Source organism: Clavibacter rahimiani (assembly GCF_052654495.1).
On sequence record NZ_CP199790.1, the window covers coordinates 2,337,882 to 2,362,288 of the forward strand.

Annotated in this window: 21 protein-coding genes and 1 riboswitch; of the genes, 12 read left to right on the forward strand and 9 right to left on the reverse strand. The window is 72.9% G+C overall.

Annotated elements, in window-relative coordinates; translation table 11 throughout:
- Nucleotides 1-20 precede the first annotated feature (20 nt).
- On the forward strand, nucleotides 21-206 hold the full coding sequence (locus tag ACT7CP_RS11095) for an LPXTG cell wall anchor domain-containing protein (RefSeq protein ID WP_445442254.1): 186 nt from the start codon (nucleotides 21-23) through the stop codon (nucleotides 204-206).
- Nucleotides 207-215: 9 nt separating this feature from the next.
- A complete protein-coding gene (locus tag ACT7CP_RS11100; protein ID WP_445442255.1) occupies nucleotides 216-2,372 on the forward strand; it encodes a S9 family peptidase in 2,157 nt (718 codons plus the stop codon).
- 14 nt (nucleotides 2,373-2,386) lie between these two features.
- On the opposite strand, the gene ACT7CP_RS11105 is transcribed toward ACT7CP_RS11100, so the two are convergent.
- Genes ACT7CP_RS11105 through ACT7CP_RS11120 form a run of 4 tightly spaced genes read right to left on the reverse strand, consistent with a single transcriptional unit; the run spans nucleotide 2,387 to nucleotide 6,265 of the window.
- Nucleotides 2,387-3,655, reverse strand: coding sequence for an MFS transporter (locus tag ACT7CP_RS11105; protein WP_445442256.1), 1,269 nt, complete (start codon nucleotides 3,653-3,655; stop codon nucleotides 2,387-2,389).
- Nucleotides 3,652-4,614, reverse strand: a complete 963-nt coding sequence (locus tag ACT7CP_RS11110) for a phytanoyl-CoA dioxygenase family protein (RefSeq protein ID WP_445442257.1) — start codon at nucleotides 4,612-4,614, stop codon at nucleotides 3,652-3,654. Before ACT7CP_RS11110 ends, ACT7CP_RS11105 begins: the two co-directional genes overlap by 4 nt.
- Before the next feature lie 5 nt (nucleotides 4,615-4,619).
- Complete coding sequence (locus tag ACT7CP_RS11115) at nucleotides 4,620-5,297, reverse strand: hypothetical protein (RefSeq protein WP_445442258.1); 678 nt, start codon at nucleotides 5,295-5,297, stop codon at nucleotides 4,620-4,622.
- Nucleotides 5,298-5,323: 26 nt separating this feature from the next.
- Nucleotides 5,324-6,265, reverse strand: coding sequence for a nitroreductase family protein (locus ACT7CP_RS11120; protein ID WP_445442259.1), 942 nt, complete (start codon nucleotides 6,263-6,265; stop codon nucleotides 5,324-5,326).
- 623 nt (nucleotides 6,266-6,888) lie between these two features.
- Nucleotides 6,889-6,980: riboswitch (TPP riboswitch) on the forward strand.
- Here ACT7CP_RS11120 and thiM point away from each other — a divergent pair.
- From thiM to ACT7CP_RS11150, 6 genes are all read left to right on the forward strand, one after another.
- Entirely contained in the window at nucleotides 6,971-7,798 is an 828-nt protein-coding gene (thiM, locus tag ACT7CP_RS11125; protein ID WP_445442260.1) for a hydroxyethylthiazole kinase, read from the forward strand. (Overlaps the previous riboswitch by 10 nt.)
- Nucleotides 7,795-10,098 (forward strand): bifunctional hydroxymethylpyrimidine kinase/phosphomethylpyrimidine kinase, encoded by a 2,304-nt coding sequence (locus ACT7CP_RS11130; RefSeq protein ID WP_445442261.1) that lies wholly within the window; start codon nucleotides 7,795-7,797, stop codon nucleotides 10,096-10,098. The genes thiM and ACT7CP_RS11130 overlap by 4 nt, the downstream gene beginning before the upstream one ends.
- Nucleotides 10,099-10,255: 157 nt before the next feature.
- Nucleotides 10,256-11,146 carry a cupin domain-containing protein gene (locus ACT7CP_RS11135; RefSeq protein WP_445442262.1) on the forward strand — a complete coding sequence of 297 codons (891 nt, stop codon included), beginning with the start codon at nucleotides 10,256-10,258 and terminating at the stop codon, nucleotides 11,144-11,146.
- Nucleotides 11,147-11,259: 113 nt separating this feature from the next.
- Nucleotides 11,260-12,618: an MFS transporter gene (locus ACT7CP_RS11140; RefSeq protein ID WP_445442263.1), complete on the forward strand. Its 1,359-nt coding sequence runs from the start codon at nucleotides 11,260-11,262 to the stop codon at nucleotides 12,616-12,618.
- Between the two features lie 39 nt (nucleotides 12,619-12,657).
- Nucleotides 12,658-12,837, forward strand: a complete 180-nt coding sequence (locus ACT7CP_RS11145) for a hypothetical protein (RefSeq protein ID WP_445442264.1) — start codon at nucleotides 12,658-12,660, stop codon at nucleotides 12,835-12,837.
- Between the two features lie 54 nt (nucleotides 12,838-12,891).
- Entirely contained in the window at nucleotides 12,892-13,101 is a 210-nt protein-coding gene (locus tag ACT7CP_RS11150) for a hypothetical protein (protein ID WP_445442265.1), read from the forward strand.
- 69 nt (nucleotides 13,102-13,170) lie between these two features.
- Here the strand turns inward: ACT7CP_RS11150 and ACT7CP_RS11155 are convergent, their stop codons facing one another.
- Nucleotides 13,171-15,303 carry a DEAD/DEAH box helicase gene (locus ACT7CP_RS11155; RefSeq protein WP_413963502.1) on the reverse strand — a complete coding sequence of 711 codons (2,133 nt, stop codon included), beginning with the start codon at nucleotides 15,301-15,303 and terminating at the stop codon, nucleotides 13,171-13,173.
- 320 nt (nucleotides 15,304-15,623) lie between these two features.
- Here ACT7CP_RS11155 and ACT7CP_RS11160 point away from each other — a divergent pair, with 320 nt between their 5' ends.
- Together ACT7CP_RS11160 and ACT7CP_RS11165 are read left to right on the forward strand one after the other, a co-directional pair.
- Nucleotides 15,624-16,748 (forward strand): glutathione S-transferase family protein, encoded by a 1,125-nt coding sequence (locus ACT7CP_RS11160; RefSeq protein WP_445442266.1) that lies wholly within the window; start codon nucleotides 15,624-15,626, stop codon nucleotides 16,746-16,748.
- Nucleotides 16,748-17,563, forward strand: a complete 816-nt coding sequence (locus ACT7CP_RS11165; RefSeq protein WP_445442267.1) for an alpha/beta hydrolase — start codon at nucleotides 16,748-16,750, stop codon at nucleotides 17,561-17,563. Before ACT7CP_RS11160 ends, ACT7CP_RS11165 begins: the two co-directional genes overlap by 1 nt.
- On the opposite strand, the gene ACT7CP_RS11170 is transcribed toward ACT7CP_RS11165, so the two are convergent.
- Nucleotides 17,538-17,891 (reverse strand): DUF6804 family protein, encoded by a 354-nt coding sequence (locus ACT7CP_RS11170; RefSeq protein WP_445442268.1) that lies wholly within the window; start codon nucleotides 17,889-17,891, stop codon nucleotides 17,538-17,540. The genes ACT7CP_RS11165 and ACT7CP_RS11170 overlap by 26 nt on opposite strands.
- A gap of 94 nt (nucleotides 17,892-17,985) precedes the next feature.
- Here ACT7CP_RS11170 and ACT7CP_RS11175 point away from each other — a divergent pair, with 94 nt between their 5' ends.
- Nucleotides 17,986-19,026, forward strand: a complete 1,041-nt coding sequence (locus ACT7CP_RS11175; RefSeq protein ID WP_445442269.1) for an alcohol dehydrogenase catalytic domain-containing protein — start codon at nucleotides 17,986-17,988, stop codon at nucleotides 19,024-19,026.
- A 27-nt stretch (nucleotides 19,027-19,053) separates the two neighbouring features.
- Here ACT7CP_RS11175 and ACT7CP_RS11180 read toward each other — a convergent pair whose 3' ends face one another.
- Both ACT7CP_RS11180 and ACT7CP_RS11185 read right to left on the reverse strand, forming a co-directional pair.
- Nucleotides 19,054-19,371, reverse strand: a complete 318-nt coding sequence (locus tag ACT7CP_RS11180; protein WP_413963507.1) for a putative quinol monooxygenase — start codon at nucleotides 19,369-19,371, stop codon at nucleotides 19,054-19,056.
- 87 nt (nucleotides 19,372-19,458) lie between these two features.
- Nucleotides 19,459-21,213, reverse strand: a complete 1,755-nt coding sequence (locus ACT7CP_RS11185; RefSeq protein ID WP_445442270.1) for a pyruvate dehydrogenase — start codon at nucleotides 21,211-21,213, stop codon at nucleotides 19,459-19,461.
- 143 nt (nucleotides 21,214-21,356) lie between these two features.
- Here ACT7CP_RS11185 and ACT7CP_RS11190 point away from each other — a divergent pair, with 143 nt between their 5' ends.
- Nucleotides 21,357-22,100: a DUF1684 domain-containing protein gene (locus ACT7CP_RS11190; protein WP_445442271.1), complete on the forward strand. Its 744-nt coding sequence runs from the start codon at nucleotides 21,357-21,359 to the stop codon at nucleotides 22,098-22,100.
- Nucleotides 22,101-22,160: 60 nt separating this feature from the next.
- On the opposite strand, the gene ACT7CP_RS11195 is transcribed toward ACT7CP_RS11190, so the two are convergent.
- On the reverse strand, nucleotides 22,161-24,302 hold the full coding sequence (locus ACT7CP_RS11195) for a S9 family peptidase (RefSeq protein ID WP_445442272.1): 2,142 nt from the start codon (nucleotides 24,300-24,302) through the stop codon (nucleotides 22,161-22,163).
- Nucleotides 24,303-24,407: the final 105 nt, after the last annotated feature.

Sequence of the window (24,407 nt, forward strand, 5' to 3'; positions counted from 1 at the left end):
CTCACCCCGACGGAGACAGCATGCTCGGCTGGATCCTCCTCGCGCTCGTGGGCGCGGGCCTCATCGCCCTGTCCGTCCCGGCCGGGCCCGCGGACCCGGCGTCCGGGTGGTGGGGCGCCGCGGGAGGGATCCTCGTCGTCGTCGGCGCGGTGGTCGGGGCCGTCCGCGGCCGACGCGGTGGGCGGCGGCGGCAGCTCCGTCGATAGGCTCGTCGGATGACCGACCCCGCCGTCCCGGCCGTCTCCGAGTCCTCCTCCCCCACCCCTCCCGTCGCGGATCAGCGCCCCATCGAGCGCACCTTCCACGGCGACACCTTCGTCGACCGGTACGAGTGGCTGCGCGACAAGGACGACGCCGACGTCATCGCGCACCTCGAGGCCGAGAACGCGTACACGAAGTCCGCGACGACGCACCTGGAGCCGTTGCGCGAGCGGATCTTCACCGAGATCAAGGACCGCACGCAGGAGACCGACCTCTCGGTCCCCGTGCGCGAGGGCGACTGGTGGTACTACGCCCGCACGGTCGAGGGGTCGCAGTACGCGATCCGCTGCCGCCGCCCCGTCCAGGGCCCCGACGGCTGGACGCCGCCCGTCATCGAGGCCGCCGACGACGGCGTCGCGGTCGAGGGCGAGCAGGTGCTCCTCGACTCCAACGCCGAGGCGGAGGGCCACGAGTTCTTCTCGCTCGGCGCGTTCGAGGTCAGCCCCGACGGATCGCTCCTCGCCTACTCGGTCGACGTCGAGGGCGACGAGCGCTTCACCCTCCGGATCCGCGACCTCGCCACGGGCGAGGACCTCGCCGACGAGATCCCCGGCACCAGCCACGGCGCCACCTTCTCGGCGCACGGCGACCACCTCTTCTACGTCACGGTCGACGACGCCTGGCGCCCCGACACCGTGTGGCGCCACCGCGTCGGCACGCCCGCCGCGCAGGACGTGAAGGTCTTCACCGAGCCCGACGAGAGCTACTTCACGGGCTTCGGCATGACCCGCAGCCGCCAGTACCTGGTGATCCAGGTCGGCTCGAAGATCACGACCGAGGTGCTGCTGCTCGATGCCGGCGACCCCACGGGCACCTTCCGCCCGGTGTGGCCGCGCCGCCACGGCGTCGAGTACGACGTCGACCACGCGGTCATCGACGGCAGCGACCGGCTCCTCATCCTGCACAACGACGGCGCCACGAACTTCGAGCTGATCGACGTGCCCGCCGACGATCCCACGTCCACGACCGACCGCCAGGTCGTCATCCCCCACGACGACGACGTGCGCCTCGAGGACGCCAGCGCGTTCGCCGACCACGTCGTCGTCTCGTACCGCCGCGAGGGCCTCACCCGCGTCGGCGTGATCCCCTTCGACCGGGTCCTCGACGGCGAGCAGCTCCACGAGATCGCGTTCGACGAGCCGATCTACACGGTCGGCACGGCCGGCAACCCCGAGTTCGCGCAGCCCACCGTGCGCCTCGGCTACACCAGCCTCGCGACCCCGGCCACCACCTACGACTACGTGCTCGCCACCCGCGAGCTCCGCCTCCTCAAGCAGCAGCCCGTGCGCGGCGGCTACGACCCGGACGACTACGTGCAGACGCGCGAGTGGGCGACCGCGGAGGACGGCACCGAGATCCCGCTGTCGGTCGTCTACAAGCGCGGCCTCGTGCACCCCGGCACGCCCGCGCCGCTCCTGCTGTACGGCTACGGCTCGTACGAGGCGAGCATCGACCCGTCGTTCTCCATCGCGCGGCTGTCGCTGCTCGACCGGGGCATGGCGTTCGTCATCGCGCACGTGCGCGGCGGCGGCGAGATGGGCCGCCGCTGGTACGACGAGGGCAAGACGCTCACGAAGCGCAACACCTTCACCGACTTCGTCGCGGCGGCCGACCACCTCATCGCGCGCGGGTGGACGAGCCCCGACCGCCTCGTGGCCGAGGGCCGGAGCGCCGGCGGCCTGCTGATGGGCGCGGTCGCGAACATCGCGCCCGACCGCTTCGCCGGGATCCTCGCGGGCGTGCCGTTCGTGGACGCGCTCACGAGCATCCTCGACCCGTCGCTGCCGCTCACCGTGATCGAGTGGGACGAGTGGGGCGACCCGCTGCACGACCCCGAGGTCTACGCGTACATGAAGTCCTACACGCCGTACGAGAACGTGCGCGAGGACGTGGAGTACCCGCGGATCCTCGCGGTCACGAGCCTCAACGACACCCGCGTCCTCTACGTCGAGCCCGCGAAGTGGACGGCCCGCCTCCGCGAGGTCGGCGCGCCCGTGCTGCTGCGCACCGAGATGCAGGCCGGCCACGGCGGCAAGTCGGGCCGCTACGACGCGTGGCGCGAGCGCGCCTCCGACTACGCGTGGGTGCTCGACGTGGCGGGGCTCGCGTAGAGGCGGTTCGTCCGTCACCCGCGGGGGGCCACCCGCCCTCCGGCCGCCATCGCCGACGCACCCAGGCAGAGCAGGAGCGCTCCGACGAGGATCGCGTTCCCGTAGGCGGCCGGCCGGGCGTCCCGCACGACGCTCAGGAGCCACCCAGTCGCGACGGTGCCGAGGAGCGACGTGAGCGCCACGGCCGGGGTGGTGATCGCGGTCACGCGCCCCATGAACCCAAGCGGTGTCGCGGCCTGCAGGATGGGCCCCTGCGCGACGACGTACAGCGAGAACGCGACGCCCGCGATGCCCATGAGCGCCACGGCCGCCTCGAAGGCGCGCACCTGCGAGTAGGCGACGTAGACGGCCCCCATCGATCCGAGACCCGCGAGGAATGCCGCGCGCGGCGTGACGACGGCCGCCAGGCGCGGAGCGAGGAGCGATCCGGCGAGTCCGCCGAGGCTGAACGCGCCGCTGACGACGCCGTACTGCGCGGGCGTGAGCCCCAGGTGTTCGAGGGCGAACAGGGCGAGCACCGAGTTGTTGATCCCGAGCGAGAGGCCGTAGACCGACACCCCGACGATGACCAGGCGGATCGACGGGGTCCGCCAGGCCACGGAGAGACCGGCGACGAACTCCGGCCAGTAGCGACGTGCCGCGTCCGCATCCGGCCGCGCCGACCGCGCACCCTCCACCCTGCTGACGCACACCGCGGACAGCGCGAACGTGAGGGCGTTCACCGCCAGTGCGGGGAGAGGCCCCAGCAGCGCGTAGAGCGCGGGTCCCGCCGACGTGGCGATGACGGCGATGCCGACGGCGGCGAACATCATCTTCCCGGCGGCGTCCGCACGTCGATCCTCGGGGAGGAGCACCTGGAGCGCCGCGGCGCGTGCGGGCAGGAAGAACTGCGAGGCCGCGCCGATCAGCGTGAGGGTCACCAGCAGCGCCACGATGACGAGGGCCTCGCCGCCCCTCGCCGCGATCGCGAGCATCGGGAGGAGCAGAGCGAAGCGGATCAGGTCGGCGGAGACCATCACCCTGCCGGCTCGCCAGCGATCGACGAGCACCCCCACCAGCGGCGCGACGACGAGGCGCGGCAGCGTGCTGGTCACGACGACCGCCGAGACCAGGGCAGGCAGCTCCGGCTCGCCCGCCGCGAGGCCGGTGATGAGCCAGACGGTGACGGTGGAGGCGAGCAGGTACTCACCGAAGGACGAGGTGGCCTGGGCAGCCCACAACCAGGCGAAGTCCCGGTTGATCAGCACTGGCTTGCCGGAAGCCGACGAGAGAGGACGCGTCATGTCGACCCGAGGAGGCGCTTTGCCTCGCGTCGGGTCGGCTCGTTGCGCGCGAACTGCGCCGCGATCACCAGTGCCTGGTAAGCGTCGTCATTGCCTCTTCTCGCCTCGTCGACCGCCATGATGTCCCGCCAACGCTCCCAGGTATCGTCGAAGGGCACCGTCGAGGGATGTCTCTCACGCCAGTAGTAGGCGAGCTCCTCGGGCCACCCTTCGTAGTGGGCGGCCCAACTTTCGGCGATCAACGGTGAAGCGAGTACACCCTCGGCCACGGGATCAGCGAGCGGCTGAAACCTGGCCTCCGCGCTGACTCGGACGCCATCACCGCGATTCCTTGCCCCACCATGCGGTGTGAACGTGTTGAAGACGAGCACGTCGCCTGGGTGCAGGTCGTATCGCACCTCACCTACGAGGAACGTTTTGTCGATCGCCCACCCAGATGGGTTCTCAGCGAGCTTCATGGGCATCACGGAGTCGCGATCCCTTCGAAACACCGGAAGGGATCCTGTGTCCGGCATCGTCCGGAAGAGAGGCGTCCACATAGTCAACTGGCTCATGCTCCCCTGCAGTTCAGGAAAGTCCTGATGCTCACCTGCCGGGAAGGAGAGCGGAGAGATTTCCGGAGGCACGGCCCGAAGATGCTTAAGGGGATGGACGAACACCTCATCGTGGTTCAATATCGCGGAAACCGCGTCTCGGACTGCAGGCGTGTGATACAGCGCTTCAAGGTCCTGCGAACGAGCTGTTACTTCGAGGAGGAAGTCCTCGGGTCGTTCATTTTCCCGTGCGACGTAGCGAAGCTGTCCGCGCCCGGTAATTGATCCGTCTGTGACACCCGACATACTGAACTGCCTGGCAATCTGCCTTTGAATTCGCCCGACGCGCTCCCGATCCAGGATGTCTCGCAACACCGCATGGCCGGTTTCGCGATAATGCGCGACGGCTTGCGTCGTGGCACTCATCGAACTCAACGGCCGCTCTTCGGGGTCGATAGACGAATGGCGTAGAGCATGTCGACCGAGTCGTCCAACTGAAACACCTCCGCGGCGAAGGACTCCTTGATCGCGGGAGTCATCCGCGCAGCGAGACCATGATGCTGACCTTCGAGAAGGAGCGCTTGACCAGCACTGCCGACGGAGACCAGGGCTCTCGCGTACGAGCGCTCGAGTTGCTCTGGCGCATCCTCGACCCGGTCCCAGGCGATGCCGAATACCACCCCGAGCCCAGGCCCATTCCCCCACCCCTGCCCCTGGATCATGGAGGCAAAATCGCTTGCCAAGAGCGCGCGCGGCACCTGTCGCAACGAGCGCGGTTGTGTGTCGACGATCCAAGCCGCATCTTTCCAGTCCTCCACGTCGCTCGTCACGACACCGCAAAGGAGTGCAGGCTCTTCGGCGAGAATCTGATAGAGACAGCGCAAGATGGACTCGAATGCAGGACGAAGCATCGACGTTCCTGCGTCCGCCGCGAGGCTACGACGCCTCACGGCACCGTGGAAGTCGAATCCTGAGACGATCTTGTCGTACATGTATCGACGAGGCCCGAGGTGAGACACGTCCATGCCGGGCGCGTCAGCCGCAATCTCCAGAAAACGATATGGGCGTGCCCAATTCGACTCCGCCCAAAAGCTCGGGATGTAGCTCATTCCGAGATGATCAATTGATCGCGTGATCAAAGCCAACCTTCCAGCCTCCCTCGAATTAGTACGGGAGCCTCTGCGGGACCCATTCCGTATCGATCGACGGTATATTGCAGGTCGATGTCGGTCGCCGAGCTGTAGCGCCAGTTGCAAAAGGCCGCGAGGGCGTGCAACTGTCCATCGGCGTGACCAGCGTCGACGAGTAGCGCGCGGAAGCTCCGCGGGTCTCGGTACCGGAACATCGCGCGTCGCACGACGGGCGCCAGTCTCACGTCCAGCACCCAGTCCGCGTCGGATGCAAGCTCCTCAGCGTCGGTGCCGCTTGGCGGCTGGTCGTTGACACGCACCAGTGCGTTGGATCGCGTGTCAAAGTAGTAATTGCCGGAAATGAACCTCGGAGACCTCAGTACCTCGACGAAACACTCCGTAGGGTGACGTGCTCCTCCACTCGGCACTGACCGATAGATCAGCTCTACCTGGTGGTATCCCGTATCGGGATCGTAGTACGCAGGTTGGCGATGTGTTTGACCGAACACACCGGCAAGAATCGCCGCAAGCTGATGTAGGTCTGAATTTCGAAGAGCATCCAGACCGAGATCGCTCGCTCGCTCCAAGGGGTGCGTGGAGAGACACGGGAGATCGAGATACACGTCGGGATACTCGTCAGCCTCCACATAACCGGCCATGATCCTTGCGTCTTCAACGCGTGCCGCCATTCCGCGCGACATATCCAGGAACGGGTGATCCTTTGTCGCGGCGTGGTACCCCGATACCCGCTGACGACCGGAAGCCTGCAGGCGAGCGCGAATGTCAGGAGACACGCCTTTCGTAGGTTCGCATGTCAGCGCCCCTTGAGATGCTATGTCCTGGGCCACATGAGGATCGAGGAGGACCGCGGGCTCCGACGTGGACCATTCAAGCCACGCGCGCCCCTCCGAATCATATTGAAGTGATGCGGCAGCGCTGACAACCATGGTTCAATCCTTCGGCTAAGGCAGTGGGGCCCGGCTGCGCCGGACCCCACTGCGAACAATTAGGACAGCCGCGCCCGCTTCGGCTTCAGGCGGGGCTTCGGGACGATCTGTACCAGGTTGCAAGCGCCCTCCTGGAGGAGGGCTGTCTTCACAGTGCTCGTCATTTCATTCTCCTTCGCTTGTCAGTTTTTCCTTAGCCGCCGAATAAGCCTGATCGGCATCGGCGTGGACTGAAGCGTATGCAGCTGAGGCACGAATCGCCACGCTATTGACACACCAACATGCCTTCTGTATGGTGCGCGCGGTGACCGCAAAGCGCATATGTAAATTTCCCCGGATAGCGAATTATGAGAAGCCTGACGCGACGAGACCCAAGCGGCAACGCGCGAAATGGCAACGTATTGCATCTGCGCATCGTGCGCCGTGGTTCGGGCTTTGCGTGCCGCGCGATGCGTCACCTCAGCAAGACGCGTGCTCAGTCAGGAAGTCTCTCCACTCGCACGGCAGTTGAATCTCCCGACTCATGGATCATCTGGGTACGGGCTACTGAGGGCTGTCCGTCGCGCGCCGACGGCGAGCGACTACATCACGCGCCTCGAGCCGCCGCGCGCCCCCTAGTGTGGATCCCTGACACGGGGTGCCCACGAGGGCTGAGATGAGACCCGTCGCACCTGATCCGGTTCGCACCGGCGGAGGGATGTCATCATGAGCGCTGCGCGCCCGTCCACCCACGAGACCACGGGAGCGGGGACCGCCTCGGCGGACCTCCTCCGCCTGCTGCGGGAGCGCACGCCGCTCGTGCAGTGCATCACGAACGCGGTCGTCACCGGCTTCACCGCGAACGTCCTCCTCGCGCTCGGCGTCGCGCCCGCGATGACGGACGTGCCGACCGAGGCGGGGCCGTTCGCGCGGATCGCGTCGGGCGTGCTCGTCAACCTCGGCACGCCGCACGCCGAGCAGCGGGAGGCCGCGGTCGAGGCCGCGCACGCGGCGCGCGAGGCGGGCACGCCGTGGGTGCTGGATCCCGTCGCGGTCGGTGCCCTGCCGGTGCGGACCCGGCTCGCGCACGAGCTGGTGGCGCTGTCGCCGACGATCGTGCGCGGCAACGCGTCGGAGGTCATCGCGCTGGCGACCGGCGGCGCCGGCGGCCGCGGGGTCGACGCGACCGACGCGGTGGAGGCCGCGCTCGACGCCGCGACGCTCCTCGCCCGCACCTACGGCACGGTCGTCGCCGTCTCGGGGCCCGTCGACCACATCACGGACGGCCACCGCGTCGTGCGCGTGCACACCGGCGACGCGCTCCTCACCAAGGTGACCGGCGGGGGCTGCGCTCTCGGCGCGGTGATGGCGGCGTACGTGTCGCTGGACCCGGATCCGCTGCGGGCCGCCGTGGCCGCGACGAGCGTCTACACGATCGCCGCCGAGGTCGCCGCCGAGGGTGCGCGCGGGCCCGGATCGTTCGCGGTCGCGCTCCTCGACGCCCTCGACGCCGTCACGCCCGAGCTCGTCGCCCAGCGCGAGCGCCTCTCGTGAGCGCGCTCGCCCTCTCCGTCTACCTCGTCACCGACCCCGCGCTCTGCGGCGAGCGCGGCGTGCCCGCGGTCGTCGCGGCGGCGGTCGCGGGCGGGGCGACGGCCGTGCAGATCCGCGACAAGCACGCGAGCGCGGCCGCCCTGCTGGCGACCGTGACGGCCGCCGCCGACGCGATCGACGCGCACGCGTCCGCGCACCCGGACGCCGCCCGTCCGCTGCTGCTCGTCGACGACCGCGTCGACGTCGTCCTGGCGGCCCTCGCCCGCGGCACGCGCGTGGACGGGGTGCACGTCGGCCAGTCCGACGTCCCGGCCGACCTCGTCCGGCGGATGCTCGACGCGGCCAGCCCCGACCGGCGGCTCGTCGTCGGCCTCACCGCGAACACGCCCGCGCACGTCGAGGCGGTGCGCGCGCTCCCGGCCGGGACGGTCGACTACCTCGGAGTGGGCGTGATCCGCCCCACCAGCACCAAGCCCGACCACCCGGCGCCGCTCGGCCACGACGGGTTCGGGATCATCGCGGGCCTCTCCCCCGTGCCGTGCGTCGCGATCGGCGGCGTGGACGTGCGGGACGTCGCGGCGATCGCGGCAGCGGGCGGCGCGGGCACGGCCGTCGTGTCGGCGATCTGCGCGGCCGACGATCCGGCTGCCGCGGCGCGCGAGCTCGCGGCGGCGTGGGCGCGCGTGCGCGGGGAGGGCGGCGAGGGCGACCACGCGGCGGCGGACGCGCAGGGCGCCGCGACGGCCACGGCCGAGGCCCCGGCGACGGCCGACGCGACGGGCACCCCGCACCCCGTGCCCGACCCGACCCGCGTCCCGCGCGTCCTCAGCATCGCGGGCACGGATCCGACGGGCGGCGCCGGCATCCAGGCCGACCTCAAGTCCATCGCGGCGAACGGCGGCTACGGCATGGCCGTCGTCACGGCGCTCGTGGCGCAGAACACGCGGGGCGTGCGGGAGATCCACGTGCCGCCCGTGGCGTTCCTGCGCGCGCAGCTCGACGCCGTCTCGGACGACGTCGCGATCGACGCCGTGAAGATCGGCATGCTCGGCTCGGCCGCCGTGGTCGACGAGGTGGCGGACTGGCTGCGCGCGGTGCGCCCGCCCGTCGTGGTGCTGGATCCGGTCATGGTCGCGCAGTCCGGCGACGCCCTCCTCCACGACGACGCCACCGACGCGCTCCGCCGCCTGCTGCCGCTCGCCGACGTGGTGACGCCGAACCTCCCCGAGCTCGCGGCCCTCCTCGGCGAGCGCGAGGCTGACGGCTGGGACCAGGCGCTCGCGCAGGGCCGCGCGCTGGCGGACCGGCACGGGGTCCGCGTCATCGTCAAGGGCGGCCACCTGCGCGAGGACGACTGCCCGGACGCGCTCGTGTCGCCGGGCACGTCGGGCACGCCGGGCGCGGAGGCCGCGGTCGACGTCGTCGCCGGCCCGCGCATCGCGACGACCAGCACGCACGGCACCGGCTGCTCGCTGTCGAGCGCGCTCGCGACGCTGCACCCGCGCCGCGGCGACTGGCTCGCGGCGCTCACGGAGGCGAAGGGCTGGCTCACCGGATCCCTCGCGCACGCCGAGGACCTCGACGTGGGCGCCGGCGCCGGCCCGCTCGACCACCTGCGCGCGCTGTGGGACGCCGCGGGGACGCACGCGGCCCCGATCTCGGCGGAGATGTGGGCGGGATCCGCGGACCTCCGCCGGGAGATCGACGAGCTCGCCTTCGTCCGCCGCCTGGGCGACGGCTCGCTGCCGGAGGCGTGGTTCTCGCACTACCTCGCGCAGGACGCGATCTACCTCCGCGCCTACTCGCGGGTGCTCGCGCGGGCGAGCCAGCTCGCGCCGACGCCCGAGGCGCAGGTCGCCTGGGCACGCTCCGCCGCGGACGCGATCGCCGCCGAGTCCGCGCTGCACGAGGAGTGGCTGGCGCGCCACCCCGCGCCCTCAGTCGTCGGACCCGTGACGCGCGCGTACGTCGACCACCTCCTCGCGCACGCGGCGACGAGCGACTACGCCGTGCTCGTCGCGGCGCTGCTGCCGTGCTTCACGATCTACGCGGACGTGGGCACGCGCCTCCGGACGGCGGGATCCGCGGCGGCGGCGTCCGGCGCCACTCACCCGTACGCGGCGTGGCTGGAGACGTACGCGGATCCGGCGTTCGCGGCTGCCACGGAGCGCGCGTGCGCGCTGGTCGACGAGGCGGCCGCTCTCGCGGGACCCGGGCGACGCGCGGCGATGCTCGAGGCGTCCCGCGTCTCCGCGGCCTACGAGCGCGACTTCTTCCGCGCCCCGGAGGCGCTCAGCTGATCGGAGGGCGCCGCGCCCGCGGATCAGCCTGGGGACGCCCCGGCCCCCTCCCAGCCGCACCCGCGGGAGGATGCGCGTGCCCCGGCGCGACCACCCGCGCCGGGGCTCCCCGTTCCACGACCCGGGCATCCTGCGTGCCCGACAGGAAGGACCCCGCATGCGCGTCCAGGCCGAGACCCCCGCCGTCCCGATGCCCGCCCACCAGTTCACGGGCGACGTCCGCCTCCGCTGGCTCTCCACCCCGCAGACGCCCGCGCAGCGCGCCGTCGTCGCGTCCGTCGTCTTCGCAGCGGGCGCCCGCACCGTGTGGCACTCCCACGTCCTCGGGCAGACCCTGCACGTGACCTCCGGGATCGCCCGCGTGGGCACGCGCGACGGCCAGGTGGTGGAGGTCGGTCCCGGCGGATCCGTGTACATCGCGGCCGGCGAGGAGCACTGGCACGGCGCCACGGCCCACGCGCCGATGGAGCACATCGCGGTCCTGGAGGACGGCGACGACCCGGTCGGCGCGACCGCCTGGGCCGAGCACGTGGCCGACGAGGACTACCTGCGGCCCGCCGCCCCCGCCTCCGTCGCGACGCCGGGCGCCACGCCCGCGGCCGCGCTCCCGGTGCCGCTCGGCCGCCCCGTGCTCGTGCACGCGCTCCGCTACACCGCGATGTACGGGCCGAAGCCGTTCGACGAGGCGCTCCTCGTGTACCTCGACAACGGCGCGTACAAGATCCTCTCGCCCGGCGAGGAGCACCACGGGAGCTACGTCTCGGCGGCGGCGACCGGCGTCGCGCCCCGGCACGTCGCGTTCCTGTCCTGGCCGTCCGACGACTGGGACCGGAACGTCGCGAGCCACACCCTGACCTTCTCGGACGACACGGGTGCCTTCATCCAGTCGCTCGTGCTCCCGGGCGACGCCGTCCCGCGCGCGCAGCACGGCTACGCCGAGGTGGTGGCGGATCCCGAGCGCGTCGACATGACCGCCTCGTGGGAGGAGCTCCGGGTGACGCACGCCGCGGCGTTCGCGCGGCTGGCGGAGCGGGTCCGGCAGCGCTGACGTCACAGAGGCGGCGGCGGCCGGTCGCGGCGCTACGCTCGACCCACCGCGAGCGCCTCCTCCTCCCCCGGGAGGGCGCCCGGCCGGCCGCGCGCCCTCCCGGAAGCAGGATCATGACCACGACCACCTCGCGGCCCAGCCGCTCCGAGCGCCTCGACGCCCTCCCCTGGACCCGGGCGCACTCGCGCATCCTCGGCGGAAGCGGCGTCGGCTGGGCGCTCGACGCCATGGACGTCGGCCTCATCTCGTTCGTCATCGCACAGCTCGCGGTGGTGTGGAAGGCGGACGCCGGCCAGCTCGGCCTCGTCGCGTCCGCCGGCTTCCTCGGCATGGCGATCGGCGCGAGCGTCGGCGGGCTCCTCGCCGACCGGCTCGGCCGCCGCCAGGTGTTCGCGCTCACGCTGCTGGTCTACGGCCTGGCGACGGGCGTCTCCGCGCTCGCGATGTCGGTGGGCGCGCTCATCGCGCTCCGCTTCGTCGTCGGGCTCGGGCTCGGCGCCGAGCTGCCGGTCGCGTCGACGCTCGTGAGCGAGTTCGCGCCGGCGCGGATCCGCGGCCGCGTGATCGTGATCCTCGAGTCGTCCTGGGCCGTCGGCTGGACCGCGGCGGCGCTCATCGGCTACCTCGTGATCCCGTCGAGCGACGACGGCTGGCGGTGGGCGCTCGCGCTCGGCGCCGTCCCCGCCGTCTGGGCGATCTTCGTGCGGCTGCGCCTGCCGGAGTCGGTGCGGTTCCTCGAGGCGAAGGGCCGGCACGCGGAGGCCGAGCGGGTCGTGCGCGGCCTCGAGGCGGCGGCGGGGGCGTCTCCCGCCCCGGATCCGGTCATGGAGACGCCGACGGACCTCCGGGCCGACGACGCCGCCGACGCCGCGGCCCCGGCGCCCCGCGAGCGCCTCTTCGGCGCGCGCCTCCGCCGCCGCACGCTGTCCCTCTGGATCGTGTGGTTCTGCGTCAACTTCGCCTACTACGGCGCCTTCATCTGGCTGCCGACGCTGCTCGTGGCGCAGGGCTTCTCGCTCGTGCGGTCGTTCGCGTACACGCTGCTCATCACGCTCGCGCAGCTGCCGGGCTACGCCGTGTCCGCCTGGCTCGTCGAGCGCTGGGGCCGCCGCGTGACGCTCGCGGTCTTCCTCGCGGGGTCCGCCGTCTCCGCCGGGCTCTTCGGCACCGCCGACGACGTGACCGCGATCCTCGTGTTCGGCTCCCTCATGTCGTTCTCGAACCTCGGCGCGTGGGGCGCGCTCTACGCCGTGACCCCGGAGCTGTACCCGACGCGGGTGCGCGCGACGGGCGCGGGCAGCGCGGCGGGCTTCGGGCGGCTCGCGTCGATCATCGCGCCGCTGTGCGTGCCGCCGCTCCTCGCGCTCGGCGGCGTCGCGCTGCCGTTCGGCGTCTTCGCGGGCGTCTTCGCGCTGGCCGCCGCGGCCGCGCTCACCCTGCCGGACCTCCGCGGTGCGGCCCTCGAGGACTGACCGCCGCTACGCTCGGAGCACCCGACCCGAGGAGCGCGCATGACCGGCATGATGATCCTGGTCTACCCGGTGCTGGCGGTCGTCGTGGTCCTCATCGCCTTCGCCGTCATCGGCACCTCGCGCTCGAACCCGACGCAGGACGCGCAGGACGCCGTCGCCCGCGAGCGCCGCGCCGCCCGGAAGGCCGAGCGGGCACGTCGCCGGTCCGAGCGCGGCTGATCGGCGCTGGGGAGCGTCGACGCCCCGCTCGGCCTCGCCGGGCATCCTGGGCGGATGACCTCCACCACCCGCCGCCGCGCCCTCCGCGACGCCGTCATCCTCACGGCCTTCGTCCTCGTGTCGCAGCTCGTCGTCGTCCCGCTGGTCGACGGAGGCACGGCGACGGAGCATCTCGGGCCCGCGCTCGTCGCCGGCGTCCTCGTCTTCTCCGCCGCCTACCTGATCCGCCGGGCAGCGGACAGGCGACGCCGGGACCGCGGCTAGCGGACAGCGCACGCACGACGCCCCCGCGACCAGCAGGTCGCGGGGGCGTCGTCGTGCGGGGCGCGACGGCTACGCGGCCAGCGCCTCCTCGAGCAGGTGCGAGAGCGCGTCGAGCTGGACCGACGTGGATCCGGCCTCGTCGAAGTCCTCGCCGTCGAGCGCGCGCGCCGCGAGGCCCGCCTTGCTGTCGATGAGCTCGGCGATCTTCGCGTCGATGGTCTGCGCCGCGATGATCCGCCACGCGGTGACGGGCTCCTCCTGGCCGATGCGGTGCACGCGGTCGATGGCCTGCGTCTGCTCCGCGCTCGTCCAGCTGAGCTCCGCGAGCACCACGTTCGACGCCGCCTGCAGGTTGAGGCCGACGCCCGCCGCGGTGAGCGAGCACACCACGACCTGGACCTCGGGGTCGTTCTGGAAGGCGTCGATCGCGTGCTGGCGCGCGGCCGGGGTCTGGTCGCCGCGGATGGAGACGGACCGGATGTCGCGCTTCGCGAACGTGGCCTCGGCCTGGTCCATCACGTCGACGTGCTTGGCGAAGAACACGACCTTGCCGACCGAGCGCGCGAGCTGCGCGGCGTAGTCGGCCGCGAGCACGGCCTTCGCCTGGCCGATGCGGCGGACCATGGTGAACACGTTCTCGCCGGTCTTCTGGGCCTTGGCCTCGTCGAGCTCCGACTGCGCGACGAGCCGGATGAGGTGCGCGCGCTCGGAGGCGGGCCCGTCGAGCACGTCGGGCACGGTGGTGCCGCGGGCGCCGACGAGCGCCGTGAAGCGCTTGACGAGGCGCGCCGCGAGCTCGCGCTCGGCCTGGCGGATGGAGCGGCCCAGGTCGTCGTCGAGCTCGACGGGGAGGTCGGCGATGCGCTTGGAGGGCAGGTCGGTCGCCACGTCGATCTTGCGGCGGCGGACGATCCCGAGGTCGATGACCGCGCGGCGGGCCTCGGCGAAGAAGCCGGGATCGGCGGGCGTGAGGCCCGCCTCCTCCAGCTCGCCCATGAGGCGGGACGTGGGCTTGTCGCCGTCGATCCAGCCGAGGAACTGCCAGATGGCGCGGAAGTCGTCGATGTCGTTGATGAGCGGCGTGCCCGTCAGCGCCATGAGCAGCGGGTTCGACTGGCGCTCCCGGATGCTCTCGGCGAGCGCGAGCACGAACTTCGAGCGCTGCGACTGGAGGTTCTTGATGAAGTGCGCCTCGTCGACGACCATGCCGCGGAAGCCGAGCGTGCGCAGCCAGCCGATGTGGCGGTCGAGCACCTCGTAGTTGACGATGACGACGTCGGCGAAGGCGTCGAGCCCGGCGCCGTCGCCGTGGATGACGGTGGCGCGGCGGTGCGGCGTCCAGCGCTCCACCTCGCGCTTCCAGTTCATCTTGACGACGTTCGGGACGACGACGAGCAGCGGGTACGCGTCGGCGACCGACGCGGCGAGCAGCGCCTGCGCGGTCTTGCCGAGGCCCGGCTCGTCGGCGAGCAGGAACTCGCGGTGGCCGAGGCGGACGCTCTCCAGGAAGCGGGCCTGGTGGCGCATGAGCTCGAGGTTCTGCGGCGAGAGGCGGTCGATGCGCGGGCTCTCGGGGAGGTCCATGCTCGCGATGCCGCCGCCGGCGCCGTACTCGAACGACTTGAACAGCGGGCCGAGCAGCTCCCAGTTCGCCAGCAGGCGGGTGGGCGGCGCGGCGGGCGCGGGCCGGTCGAGGTCCGGCTCGAGGAACGGGTTCGCGAGCACGCGCGCCTTGACCGACGGCGGTACGACCTGGCGCTCGTGCAGCTTGGCGAGGGCGGGATCCTCGGGCTCGGGCTCCGGCTCGTCCTCGACGACCATCTCCACGCCGCCGTCGAACAGCATGTGCTTGCGCATGGCGCGGGCGGCCTCGGAGAGCTTGGCGTCGGGATCCAGCAGCGGCAGCACCGAGGTGTCGCGCGCGGCGGTGCGGGCGAGGATGCTGGCGATGCCGTCGAGGCGCTTCAGCGTCTCGGCGCGCTCGGAGTCGCTGAGCGGGGTGGCCGGGTCCTTCGCGTGCGTGCGCTCCTCGCGCATGAGCACGGCGATGACCTGGAACTTCGTGCGGTTGACCGGCTTGAGCTTGCCGCGCTGCGCGGCCTGCTCGATCTCGCGCACGGCGCGCGCCAGGACGGGGATGAGCCCCTCGTTGTCGATCGTGCGCGTGCGGGCGGACGACCGCCGCTGGCCGGTGCGAGCCATGCAACTCCTTGTTCACTGCCGGGGCGAGGCCTCGCCTGCGCTCCCGGATCGGAAGGACTCAGCGCCCGTCGCGCACGGTGACGCGTGCGGTCGGACGGTGGCGAGGGGACCTTCCTCGAGCAACCGGGGTTCCGGGTCGGGGGTGGGATGCGGGTCCGCCGCCTGCGCCCGGCCGCCTCGGGGAGGACGGGCACATGAGGAGTTTAGGGCACGCCGGGACCGCGGCGCGCCCTCGTCCGCCGCGCGTCCCGGGTGATCCGCCGGGTGCCGGAGCGCCTCCCGCCCCGGTCGCCGCGGGGCACCCGGCCTAGGCTGGGAGGATGACGGATCAGGCGACACCCACCGGTACCAACGAGGCGGGCGCCCCCGGCCGCTACGTCGAGGAGGGTGAGTTCACCCGCGACGCGAACTACATCGAGGACCGCATCCTCCGGGACGGCTCGCAGGGCTGGCCGGTCGAGGCCGGCCGCTACCGCCTCGTCGCGGCGCGCGCCTGCCCGTGGGCGAACCGCTCGGTGATCGTGCGCCGCCTGCTCGGCCTCGAGGACGCCATCTCGCTCGGTCTCCCCGGCCCCACGCACGACGCCCGCAGCTGGACCTTCGACCTCGACCCCGACGGGCGCGACCCCGTCCTCGGCATCGAGCGCCTGCAGGAGGCGTTCTTCGCGCGCTTCCCCGACTACCCGCGCGGGATCACCGTGCCGGCCCTCGTCGACATCCCCTCCGGCCAGGTCGTGACCAACGACTACCCGCAGATCACGCTCGACCTCTCCACCGAGTGGACCGAGCACCACCGCGAGGGCGCGCCCGACCTCTACCCCGAGCACCTCCGCGCGGAGATCGACGAGGTCGCCGACCTCGTCTTCCGCGACGTGAACAACGGCGTCTACCGCTGCGGCTTCGCGGGATCGCAGGAGGCGTACGAGAAGGCCTACGACCGCCTCTTCTCCCGGCTCGACTGGCTGAGCGAGCGCCTCGCGACGCAGCGCTACCTCGTGGGCGACACGATCACGGAGGCGGACGTCCGCCTCTTCACGACGCTCGCGCGCTTCGACGCCGTGTACCACGGCCACTTCAAGTGCAACCGGCAGAAGCTCGCCGAGATGCCCGTGCTGTGGGCGTACGCGCGCGACCTCTTCCAGACGCCCGGCTTCGGCGACACCATCGACTTCGTGCAGATCAAGCAGCACTACTACCTGACGCACACCGACATCAACCCGACCCGCGTCGTGCCCGTCGGCCCCGAGACGTGGGGCTGGCTGGAGCCGCACGGGCGCGAGGAGCTGGGCGGCCGCCCGTTCGGCGACGGCACGCCCCCCGGTCCCGTCCGCGAGGGCGAGCGCGTGCCCGAGGGCCACGGCGCCGTCCCGCGCGGATCTCGCGAGACGCGTCCGTCCGAGGCCGCCCCGGCCGAGCTGCCCGCCGTCGACGCGCAGGACGCGTGATGTCCGACCGCACCGCCGTCCCGACCCGCAGCCGCCTCCTGTGGTGGGCGGGGCGGGAGTTCCCCGAGGCCGCGCGCGCGCTCCGCGGGTCGCAGGCGGCCGGCACCACGGTGGATCGCCGCACAACGGGCGAGCAGGGCCCGCCGCTCGACCTCGACGTCTGGCTGCCGCCGGACCACGACCTGGGGAAGACCGGATCCCCGGTGGTCGTGGTGTTCCCGCGGATCCGCGGCGACTGGCTGCCGTCGACCCTCGCGAAGGAGCTCCGCGCGGTGGTCGTGAGCATGCCGACGGACGATGACGCGCTCGCCCTCGCCGGGATGCGCTGGATCGCGGCGCGCACGGCCGGCTGGAACGGGACGCCCGAGCGCCTCGGCGTCCTCGGCGACGGGCCGGGCGCCGACCTCGCGCTCCGCGTCACGGCGACGGCCCGCGACACGGGCGGGCCGTCCGTGCTGCGCCTCGTGCTCGTGAGTCCCTCCGGCACGCTGCCCGCGGGTGACATCGCCGCCGACGACAGCTCGCGCACCGGATCCGGCCCGCGCGGCCTCCGCGACCTGCCGTCGAACCTCATCCACACGGGCGCGGCGGACCCCCGCCATCAGCGCCTCGTGGCCGCCGTCTCCGAGCTGCGCGCGGCGGGCGTGAAGTCCCGGCTCGTGACGCTGCCGAACGCCGACCGGGGGTGGCTCGCGCTGCCCCGCGTGGATCCGCAGCTCACGCGCCGCTCGCTCGACGAGATCGTGGCGTTCCTCCGCCGCGGCCTCACGGAGGAGCGCGAGTTCGGCACTACCTCCGGGGTGGAGATGAGCTGACCGGCACCTTCACGAGGATGCCGGCCGCGATGAACACGATCGCGGCGACGTACTGCAGAGACTGCCACGTCGTGGCCTCGACCGGGATCACGGCGACGGGGTTCCACATCACGGCGACGCCCGCGAGCAGCACCGCGCTCCACCAGCTGCGGGCGCGCAGCGAGAACACGATCATGATCAGCGCGAGGATCGACACCGCGAAGCGCACGACGGTGAAGAGGTCGCCGTCGATGACCGCGAACCCGGCCAGCAGCACGATGGCGCCGAGGAGCCCCGGGGCGAGCGACGGTCGGGTGAACGCGGGGGCGGCGGCGGGGGTGCGGGTCACGCGCCCAGTCTGCCAGCGCGGGGCGGCCGGGTCGCCGCCCCCGCTCGTATAGCGTGGACGGCTCACCCGATCCCGCACCATCCGAGGAGCCCCCATGCGTGCCGTCGTCTACGAGGAGTTCGGCGCGACGCCCGTCGTCCGCGACCTGCCGGATCCCGTCCCCTCCGCGCGCGGCGTCGTCGTGCGCGTCGAGGCCACGGGCGTCTGCCGCAGCGACGCTCACGGCTGGCTCGGGCACGACGACGGCATCGCGCTCCCCCAGGTGCCGGGCCACGAGCTGGTCGGGCGGATCCACGCGGTCGGGCCGGAGGTCACGCGCTTCCACGTGGGCGAGCGCGTCACCGTGCCCTTCGTCTGCGCGTGCGGCCGCTGCCCCGAGTGCCGCGCCGGGAACGGCCAGGTGTGCCGCGACCAGACGCAGCCCGGCTTCACGCACTGGGGGTCCTTCGCCGAGCTGGTCGCGCTGCACGACGCCGACGTGAACCTGATCCCCGTGCCCGACGACCTCGACGCGGGCGCCGCGGCGCTCCTCGGCTGCCGCTTCGCCACGGCGTTCCGCGGTCTCGTGCACCGGGCGCGGATCCAGCATGGCGAGCGCCTCGTCGTCGTCGGCTGCGGCGGCGTGGGCCTCAGCGCCGTGATGATCGGGGTCGCCGTGGGCGCCGAGGTCATCGCGGTCGACATCGACCCGGCCGCGCTCGCGCGCGCCACCGAGCTCGGCGCCGCGCACGCGATCGACTCGTCCGGGCTCACCGAGGAGGACGTGCTCGCCGCGATCCGCGCGGCCGCGCCCGAGGGCGTCCAGGTGTCGGTGGAGGCGCTCGGCCGCGAGTCGACCCTCCGGATCAGCCTGCTCGCGCTCGCGCCGACGGGCCGGCAGGTGCAGATCGGCCTCTTCGCGAGCGAGCCCACGGTGCCGGTGCCCGTGATCATCGGCCAGGAGCTGAGCCTGCACGGCAGCCACGGCATGCCCGCGCACGACTACGCCGAGCTGATGGCGATGGTCGCCTCGGGCGCGCTCCGCCCGGAGCTGCTCATCGAGCACCGCATCCCGCTCGAGGACGCCCCCGCCGCGCTCGAGGCGCTGGCGTCGGGCGACCGGTCGGCGGGGATCACGCTGGTCGAGGTCGGCTGACCCGACGGCGGCGTGCGGGCGTCGCGCCTAGAGCGCGCCCTGCAGCTCCGAGCCCGCCGGGATGGGCGCGAGCCGCGTGACCTGCGCCGGTCCGGTGATCAGGCCGGCGAGCGACGCGACCATCCGCGCGACGGGCTCGCCCGCGCCGTGCGCGTCCAGCGCCTCCACGGACGACCACTTCTCGAGCATGACGATCGTGCCGTCGGGCGCGTCGTGGATCGCGTAGACCTCGCACCCCTCCTCCTCGTGGACCTCGGCGATGCCGCGGGAGAGGGCGGCGACGGCCTCGTCCCGCCTCCCCTCGACGGGCGTGAACACGGCGGTGACGACGACGGGCTGGGACATGGTGACTCCTCGGGTGGGACGTGCGGGGTGGGACGGGTGCGCGGGCGGACCTGCGCGCAGGCGGGACCGACGCTCAGGCTAGGCGGCTCAGGGCCGCGGGATGTTCCGCAGGTTCGAGCGGGCGAGCTTCACGGCCTCGCCGACGCCGCCGTTCATCACGATCTTCGACATCGACAGCGCGAACCCCTTGACCTGCGCGGCGGTGATCTCCGGCGGGATCGACAGGGCCATCGGGTCGGTCACGAGGTCGACGAGCGCGGGCCCGTCGTGCGCGAACGCGGCCTCGAGCGCGCCGCGGATGTCGGCGGGGTCCTCGACGCGCTGGGAGTGGATCCCGAGCGCGGCCGCGACCGCCGCGTAGTCGACCACGGGCACGTCGACCCCGAAGTCGGGGATCCCGTCGACGAGCATCTCGACCTTCACCAGCCCGAGCGTCGAGTTGTTGAACACGACGACCTTCACCGGCAGCCCGTACGCGGCGACCGTCACGAGCTCGCCCATCAGCATGGACAGCCCGCCGTCGCCCGAGATCGAGACCACCTGGCGGTCCGGGAACGCGACCTGCGCGCCGATCGCCATCGGCAGCGCGTTGGCCATGGACCCGTGCACGAGCGATCCGAGCATCCGCCGGCGGCCGTTCGGGGTGAGGTAGCGCGCGCTCCACACGTTGCACATGCCGGTGTCGCTGAGGAACACGGCGTCGTCGGCCGCGACCTCGTCGAGGATGCTGGCCGCGTACTCGGGGTGGATGGGCCGCAGCTTCTCGGCCTTCGACGTGTACGCGCCGACGACCTGCTCGACCTTCCTGTCCTGCTCCTTCAGCAGCTTCTCCAGGAAGCGCCGGTCGGTCTTCCGCTGCACGAGCGGCAGCACCGCGCGGATCGTGGAGAGGGCGTCGCCGTGGATCGCGATGTCGACGTCGGTGCGGCGGCCGAGGCGCTCGGGCGCGATGTCGATCTGCGCCGTGCGCACCTCCTTGCCGGGCAGGAACTGGTCGTAGGGGAAGTCGGTGCCGATGAGGATCAGGAGGTCGGCGCCCGAGATGCCGGCGGCCGCGGCGCCGTAGCCGATGAGGCCCGTCATGCCGACGTCGAACGGGTTGTCCTGCTGGATCACGTCCTTGCCGCGCAGCGAGTGGCCGACGGGCGCGGCGACCTTGTCGGCCAGCTGCATCAGCTCGGCGTGCGCGGATCCGGCGCCGCGGCCCGCGAAGATCGCGACGCTCCTCGCCTCGTCGATGGCGGCGGCGAGTGCGCGCACGTCCTCCTCGGCGGGCACGATGGCGGGTCGGCGGGGCAGCGTGAACGTGGGCGCCTCGCCCTCCGCCTCGAACTCGGCGACGTCGCCGGGCAGCGTGATGACGCTGACGCCGCCGAGCGCGAGGGAGTGCCGCATGGCCTGGTCGACGACGCGGGGCGCCTGCACCGCGGTCGAGATCATCTCCGTGTAGTGCGAGCACTCGACGAAGAGGCGGTCGGGGTGCGTCTCCTGGAAGTAGCCGGAGCCGATCTGGTTCGTGGTGATGTGGCTGGCGATCGCGAGCACGGGCGCGCCCGAGCGGTGCGCGTCGTAGAGGCCGTTGATGAGGTGGAGGTGGCCGGGCCCGCAGGATCCGGCGCACACCGCGAGCTTCCCGGTGAGCTGCGCCTCGGCGGAGGCCGCGAACGCGCCCGCCTCCTCGTGCCGGACGTGGATCCAGTCGATGCCGCCCTTGCGGCTCCCGCCCGTGCGCCGCACGGCGTCCACGACGGGGTTGAGGCTGTCGCCGACGACCCCGTAGATCCGGCTCACCCCCGCCTCGATGAGCTGGGCGATGAGCTGGTCGGCGACCGTGCGTGCCATGGGAGCGTCCTTCCGTCGGTGCGCCCAGTCAATACCCGTCGCCTCCGCGCGGGCTCCGGGCGGCCGCGATGGTCGTCGGCGGGTGTCGGCGGGCGTCGGCGGTCGTCGGGAATGCCGTCGGACGCCGGACGCGTTGCCCCGGGGTGACCGACACGCGAGAGACCCCCGCCCGCCCCGCCGCATCCGACGCCGACCTCACCGCCGCTGCGCAGGCCGACTACGAGGCCTGGCACCGCGCCCGCCTCGCCGCGGTGACGAGCCCGTTCGGCAGCCTCGCGCTGATCCAGACGACGTGGCTCGCTCCCGGCCAGGAGGTCAGCGACCTCGAGGCGCTCGAGGGCCAGCCCGACACCGTGCAGCTCACCCGCATCGAGCGCGTATCGCTCGACACCGGCGAGCCCGAGCACGGCTACCGCCTGTGGGACTCCGCGTCCCCGAGGAACCGCGCGTTCGAGGACATCGAGGTCTACCCGTACGCGCCCGAGTGGATCCTCGAGGGCCGCTTCGAGCGCGTCGACGACGACCGCGTGATCCCCTTCGAGCACATCGCCGACCAGGGCCGCACGCGCGAGCTGCCCGTGCCCGGCGACATCGTCGTGGAGATCGAGGGGCGCGAGGTGCGCCTCAGCGCCTTCGCCGACGGCGACCGCCTCCAGCTCGTCTTCGCCGACGCCACCACCGGCCGCGAGAGCTACGCGCCCAGCCGCTTCCTCTTCCTCCCGCGCCCCGACGGCGACGGGCCCGTGACCCTCGACTTCACGCGCGCCGTCGTCCCGCCCTGCGGCTTCTCCGACTGGATGAACTGCCCGCTCCCGCCCGCCGGCAACCGCCTCGCGGCCGCCGTGCGCGCCGGCGAGCGCCGGGTGGTCTACCGCGACGAGGCCTGACCCGCCGACCCCCGCCGCACGGCACGTGCCGCGCGGTCGCTCCGCGGCGGCGCGCCCGTCCTAGCCGAGCACCTCGGGCCGCACGAACTCCTTCCCGTGCACGTGCTGGTCGAGGAACGCGAGCACCGTCCGGTACCAGACCACCGACTGCTGGGGCTTCAGGATCCAGTGGTTCTCGTCCGGGAAGACCAGGAACCGGTGCGGGGTCGTGCCGTCGTCCGCCGCGTGGTGCTCGGCGAGCTCCGACCAGAGGCGCAGGCTCTCGCCCACGGGGACGCGGTAGTCGCGGTCGCCGTGGATCACGAGCATGGGCGTCACGATGTCGCGCACCGAGTGGTGGGGCGAGTTCCGGTCGAGCCCCTCGGCGGAGAAGATGCTCTGCCAGTACTGCGAGGAGTCGGTCGTCGGCCCGAACTGGTCGAGGGCCCACAGGCTCGCGTGGCTGACGATGGCGCGGAAGCGGTCGGTGTGGCCCGCGACCCAGTTCGCCATGTAGCCGCCGAAGGAGCCGCCCATCGCGGCGGTCCGCGTCGCGTCGATGTCGTCGCGCGCCTCGACCGCGTCGGTGATCGCCATGAGGTCGGTGAAGGGCGCCTCGCCCCACGCGTCCCAGCCGCGCGCGATGAAGTCGAGGCCGTAGCCGGTGCTGAGCGCGGGATCCGGGAGCAGCACCGCGTAGCCGCGCGCCGCCATCACCTGCGGGGTCCAGCGCCAGCTCCACGCGTTCCAGCTGTTGAGCGGGCCGCCGTGGATCCACAGCAGCAGCGGCGCGGGCGCCTCCACCGACGCGCCCTCGGGCAGCACCAGCCAGCCGCGCACGCGCGCGCCGTCGGCCGCAGTGGTCTCGACCTCGGTCATGGTGCCGACCGCGGCGGGGACAGGGGCGGGCGTGGCCAGCTCGGTCACGGATCCGTCGGCCGCCGACACGCGCACGGGGTGCGCGGGCGCGAGCCAGGAGGAGCGGAGGGCGAGGACGTCGCCCGTCTCGGTGTCGACGTGCACGTCCGTGTAGGAGTGGTCGTCGGTCGTGAGCTGCGTGACGGATCCGTCGAGGCCGAGGCGGAACACGGGTCCGCGGCCGTCCTGGTCGGCCGTGACGACGAGCGCCTGCGAGTCCACGTCGAACTGCAGCGAGGAGGGCCAGCGGTCCCAGTCGGCGCCGACGCGGCGGGCCTCGGACCCATCGAGCGCGGACACCCAGATCTCCTGCTGCGTCGGGCCGGCGGGCGTCGCGCGGTCGGCTCGGACGTAGGCGAGGAGCGCGCCGTCGGGGCTGACGGCGGGCGACTCGACGTCGACGCCCGGCAGGTCGAGGAGCGTGGTGCGCTCGCCCGTCGCGACGTCGATCGACTCGAGCGCCTGGCGGTCGCCGCGGCGCTCCTTCACGCCGACGGCGACGACGAGCGTGCGGCCGTCCGGGGTGAGGGCGGCGGCGGCGTGGTCGAGCGTGCGGCCGGGCCGCGGGGTGAGGTCGCGCGGACGCGGCAGGGAGGCCGGGTAGGGCTGCGCGGTGGCGGCGGCCGCGGCAGCCGCGGATCCGCCGTCCTCGGTCGCGGCCTCGGCGGCGAGCGCGGTCGCGGCGTCGGCGGTCGTGGGACGCGCGGGCTCCTCGACGAGCGCGTCGGCGAGGTCGAGCGCGAGCAGGTGCGGCTCGTCGGGCCCGAGGTCGTGGTCCCAGTAGCGCACCGGGTAGCTCTCGTGCAGGATCGCGTTCACCTTGAGGTCCGCGCGCGTCCTCCGCGCGACCGCGTCGGCCTCGAGCGAGCCGGATCCGGGCAGCAGCGGCGCGTGCAGGACCACGGTGGAGGCGTCGCGCGCGACGGCGGCGATGCCGGCCACGCCGCCCGCGAGCCGGGTGATCGCGCGCGCCTCGCCGCCGGCGGCCGGCAGGATCCACAGCTGCGCGACCTCCTTCTCGTCGGCGTCGTCCGCGTCGGGGCGGGAGGAGACGAAGAGGAGGTCGCCGCTGGCGGTGAAGGCCGCGCCCGCCTCGCTCTTCGCGGAGCGGGTGAGGCGCTGCGGCACGCCGCCGCCCGCGGCGGGCACGACCCAGAGGGCGTGCCGGTAGCCGGTCCTCGCGGGGTCGAGGGTCGTGACGGTGAGCACCGCGCGGCGTCCGTCGGGCGAGAGCACGAGGCCGCCGAGGCGCGGCATGGCGATGAAGTCGTCGAGCTCGGAGAAGGGGGTGCGGTTGTCGGGCATGGTCCCACGCTAGCCGCGGCCGCCGGGCGTCGGCCGCCGCCCCGGCCCGACCGGTGCCCCGCCCCAGCGGCGCCCGCCCTCGTCGATGCCCGAGTCGTCAGCACC

Bases quoted from the DNA above. Each gene is read 5' to 3' on its own strand.
- ACT7CP_RS11150 (WP_445442265.1), top strand. From the start codon at position 12,892: ATGACCTCCACCACCCGCCGCCGCGCCCTCCGCGACGCCGTCATCCTC.
- ACT7CP_RS11105 (WP_445442256.1), bottom strand. From the start codon at position 3,655: ATGACGCGTCCTCTCTCGTCGGCTTCCGGCAAGCCAGTGCTGATCAAC.
- ACT7CP_RS11095 (WP_445442254.1), top strand. From the start codon at position 21: ATGCTCGGCTGGATCCTCCTCGCGCTCGTGGGCGCGGGCCTCATCGCC.
- ACT7CP_RS11195 (WP_445442272.1), bottom strand. From the start codon at position 24,302: ATGCCCGACAACCGCACCCCCTTCTCCGAGCTCGACGACTTCATCGCC.
- ACT7CP_RS11145 (WP_445442264.1), top strand. From the start codon at position 12,658: ATGACCGGCATGATGATCCTGGTCTACCCGGTGCTGGCGGTCGTCGTG.
- ACT7CP_RS11135 (WP_445442262.1), top strand. From the start codon at position 10,256: ATGCGCGTCCAGGCCGAGACCCCCGCCGTCCCGATGCCCGCCCACCAG.
- ACT7CP_RS11120 (WP_445442259.1), bottom strand. From the start codon at position 6,265: ATGGTTGTCAGCGCTGCCGCATCACTTCAATATGATTCGGAGGGGCGC.
- ACT7CP_RS11115 (WP_445442258.1), bottom strand. From the start codon at position 5,297: ATGAGCTACATCCCGAGCTTTTGGGCGGAGTCGAATTGGGCACGCCCA.
- ACT7CP_RS11160 (WP_445442266.1), top strand. From the start codon at position 15,624: ATGACGGATCAGGCGACACCCACCGGTACCAACGAGGCGGGCGCCCCC.
- thiM (WP_445442260.1), top strand. From the start codon at position 6,971: ATGAGCGCTGCGCGCCCGTCCACCCACGAGACCACGGGAGCGGGGACC.
- ACT7CP_RS11110 (WP_445442257.1), bottom strand. From the start codon at position 4,614: ATGAGTGCCACGACGCAAGCCGTCGCGCATTATCGCGAAACCGGCCAT.
- ACT7CP_RS11185 (WP_445442270.1), bottom strand. From the start codon at position 21,213: ATGGCACGCACGGTCGCCGACCAGCTCATCGCCCAGCTCATCGAGGCG.
- ACT7CP_RS11175 (WP_445442269.1), top strand. From the start codon at position 17,986: ATGCGTGCCGTCGTCTACGAGGAGTTCGGCGCGACGCCCGTCGTCCGC.
- ACT7CP_RS11180 (WP_413963507.1), bottom strand. From the start codon at position 19,371: ATGTCCCAGCCCGTCGTCGTCACCGCCGTGTTCACGCCCGTCGAGGGG.
- ACT7CP_RS11100 (WP_445442255.1), top strand. From the start codon at position 216: ATGACCGACCCCGCCGTCCCGGCCGTCTCCGAGTCCTCCTCCCCCACC.
- ACT7CP_RS11140 (WP_445442263.1), top strand. From the start codon at position 11,260: ATGACCACGACCACCTCGCGGCCCAGCCGCTCCGAGCGCCTCGACGCC.
- ACT7CP_RS11155 (WP_413963502.1), bottom strand. From the start codon at position 15,303: ATGGCTCGCACCGGCCAGCGGCGGTCGTCCGCCCGCACGCGCACGATC.
- ACT7CP_RS11165 (WP_445442267.1), top strand. From the start codon at position 16,748: ATGTCCGACCGCACCGCCGTCCCGACCCGCAGCCGCCTCCTGTGGTGG.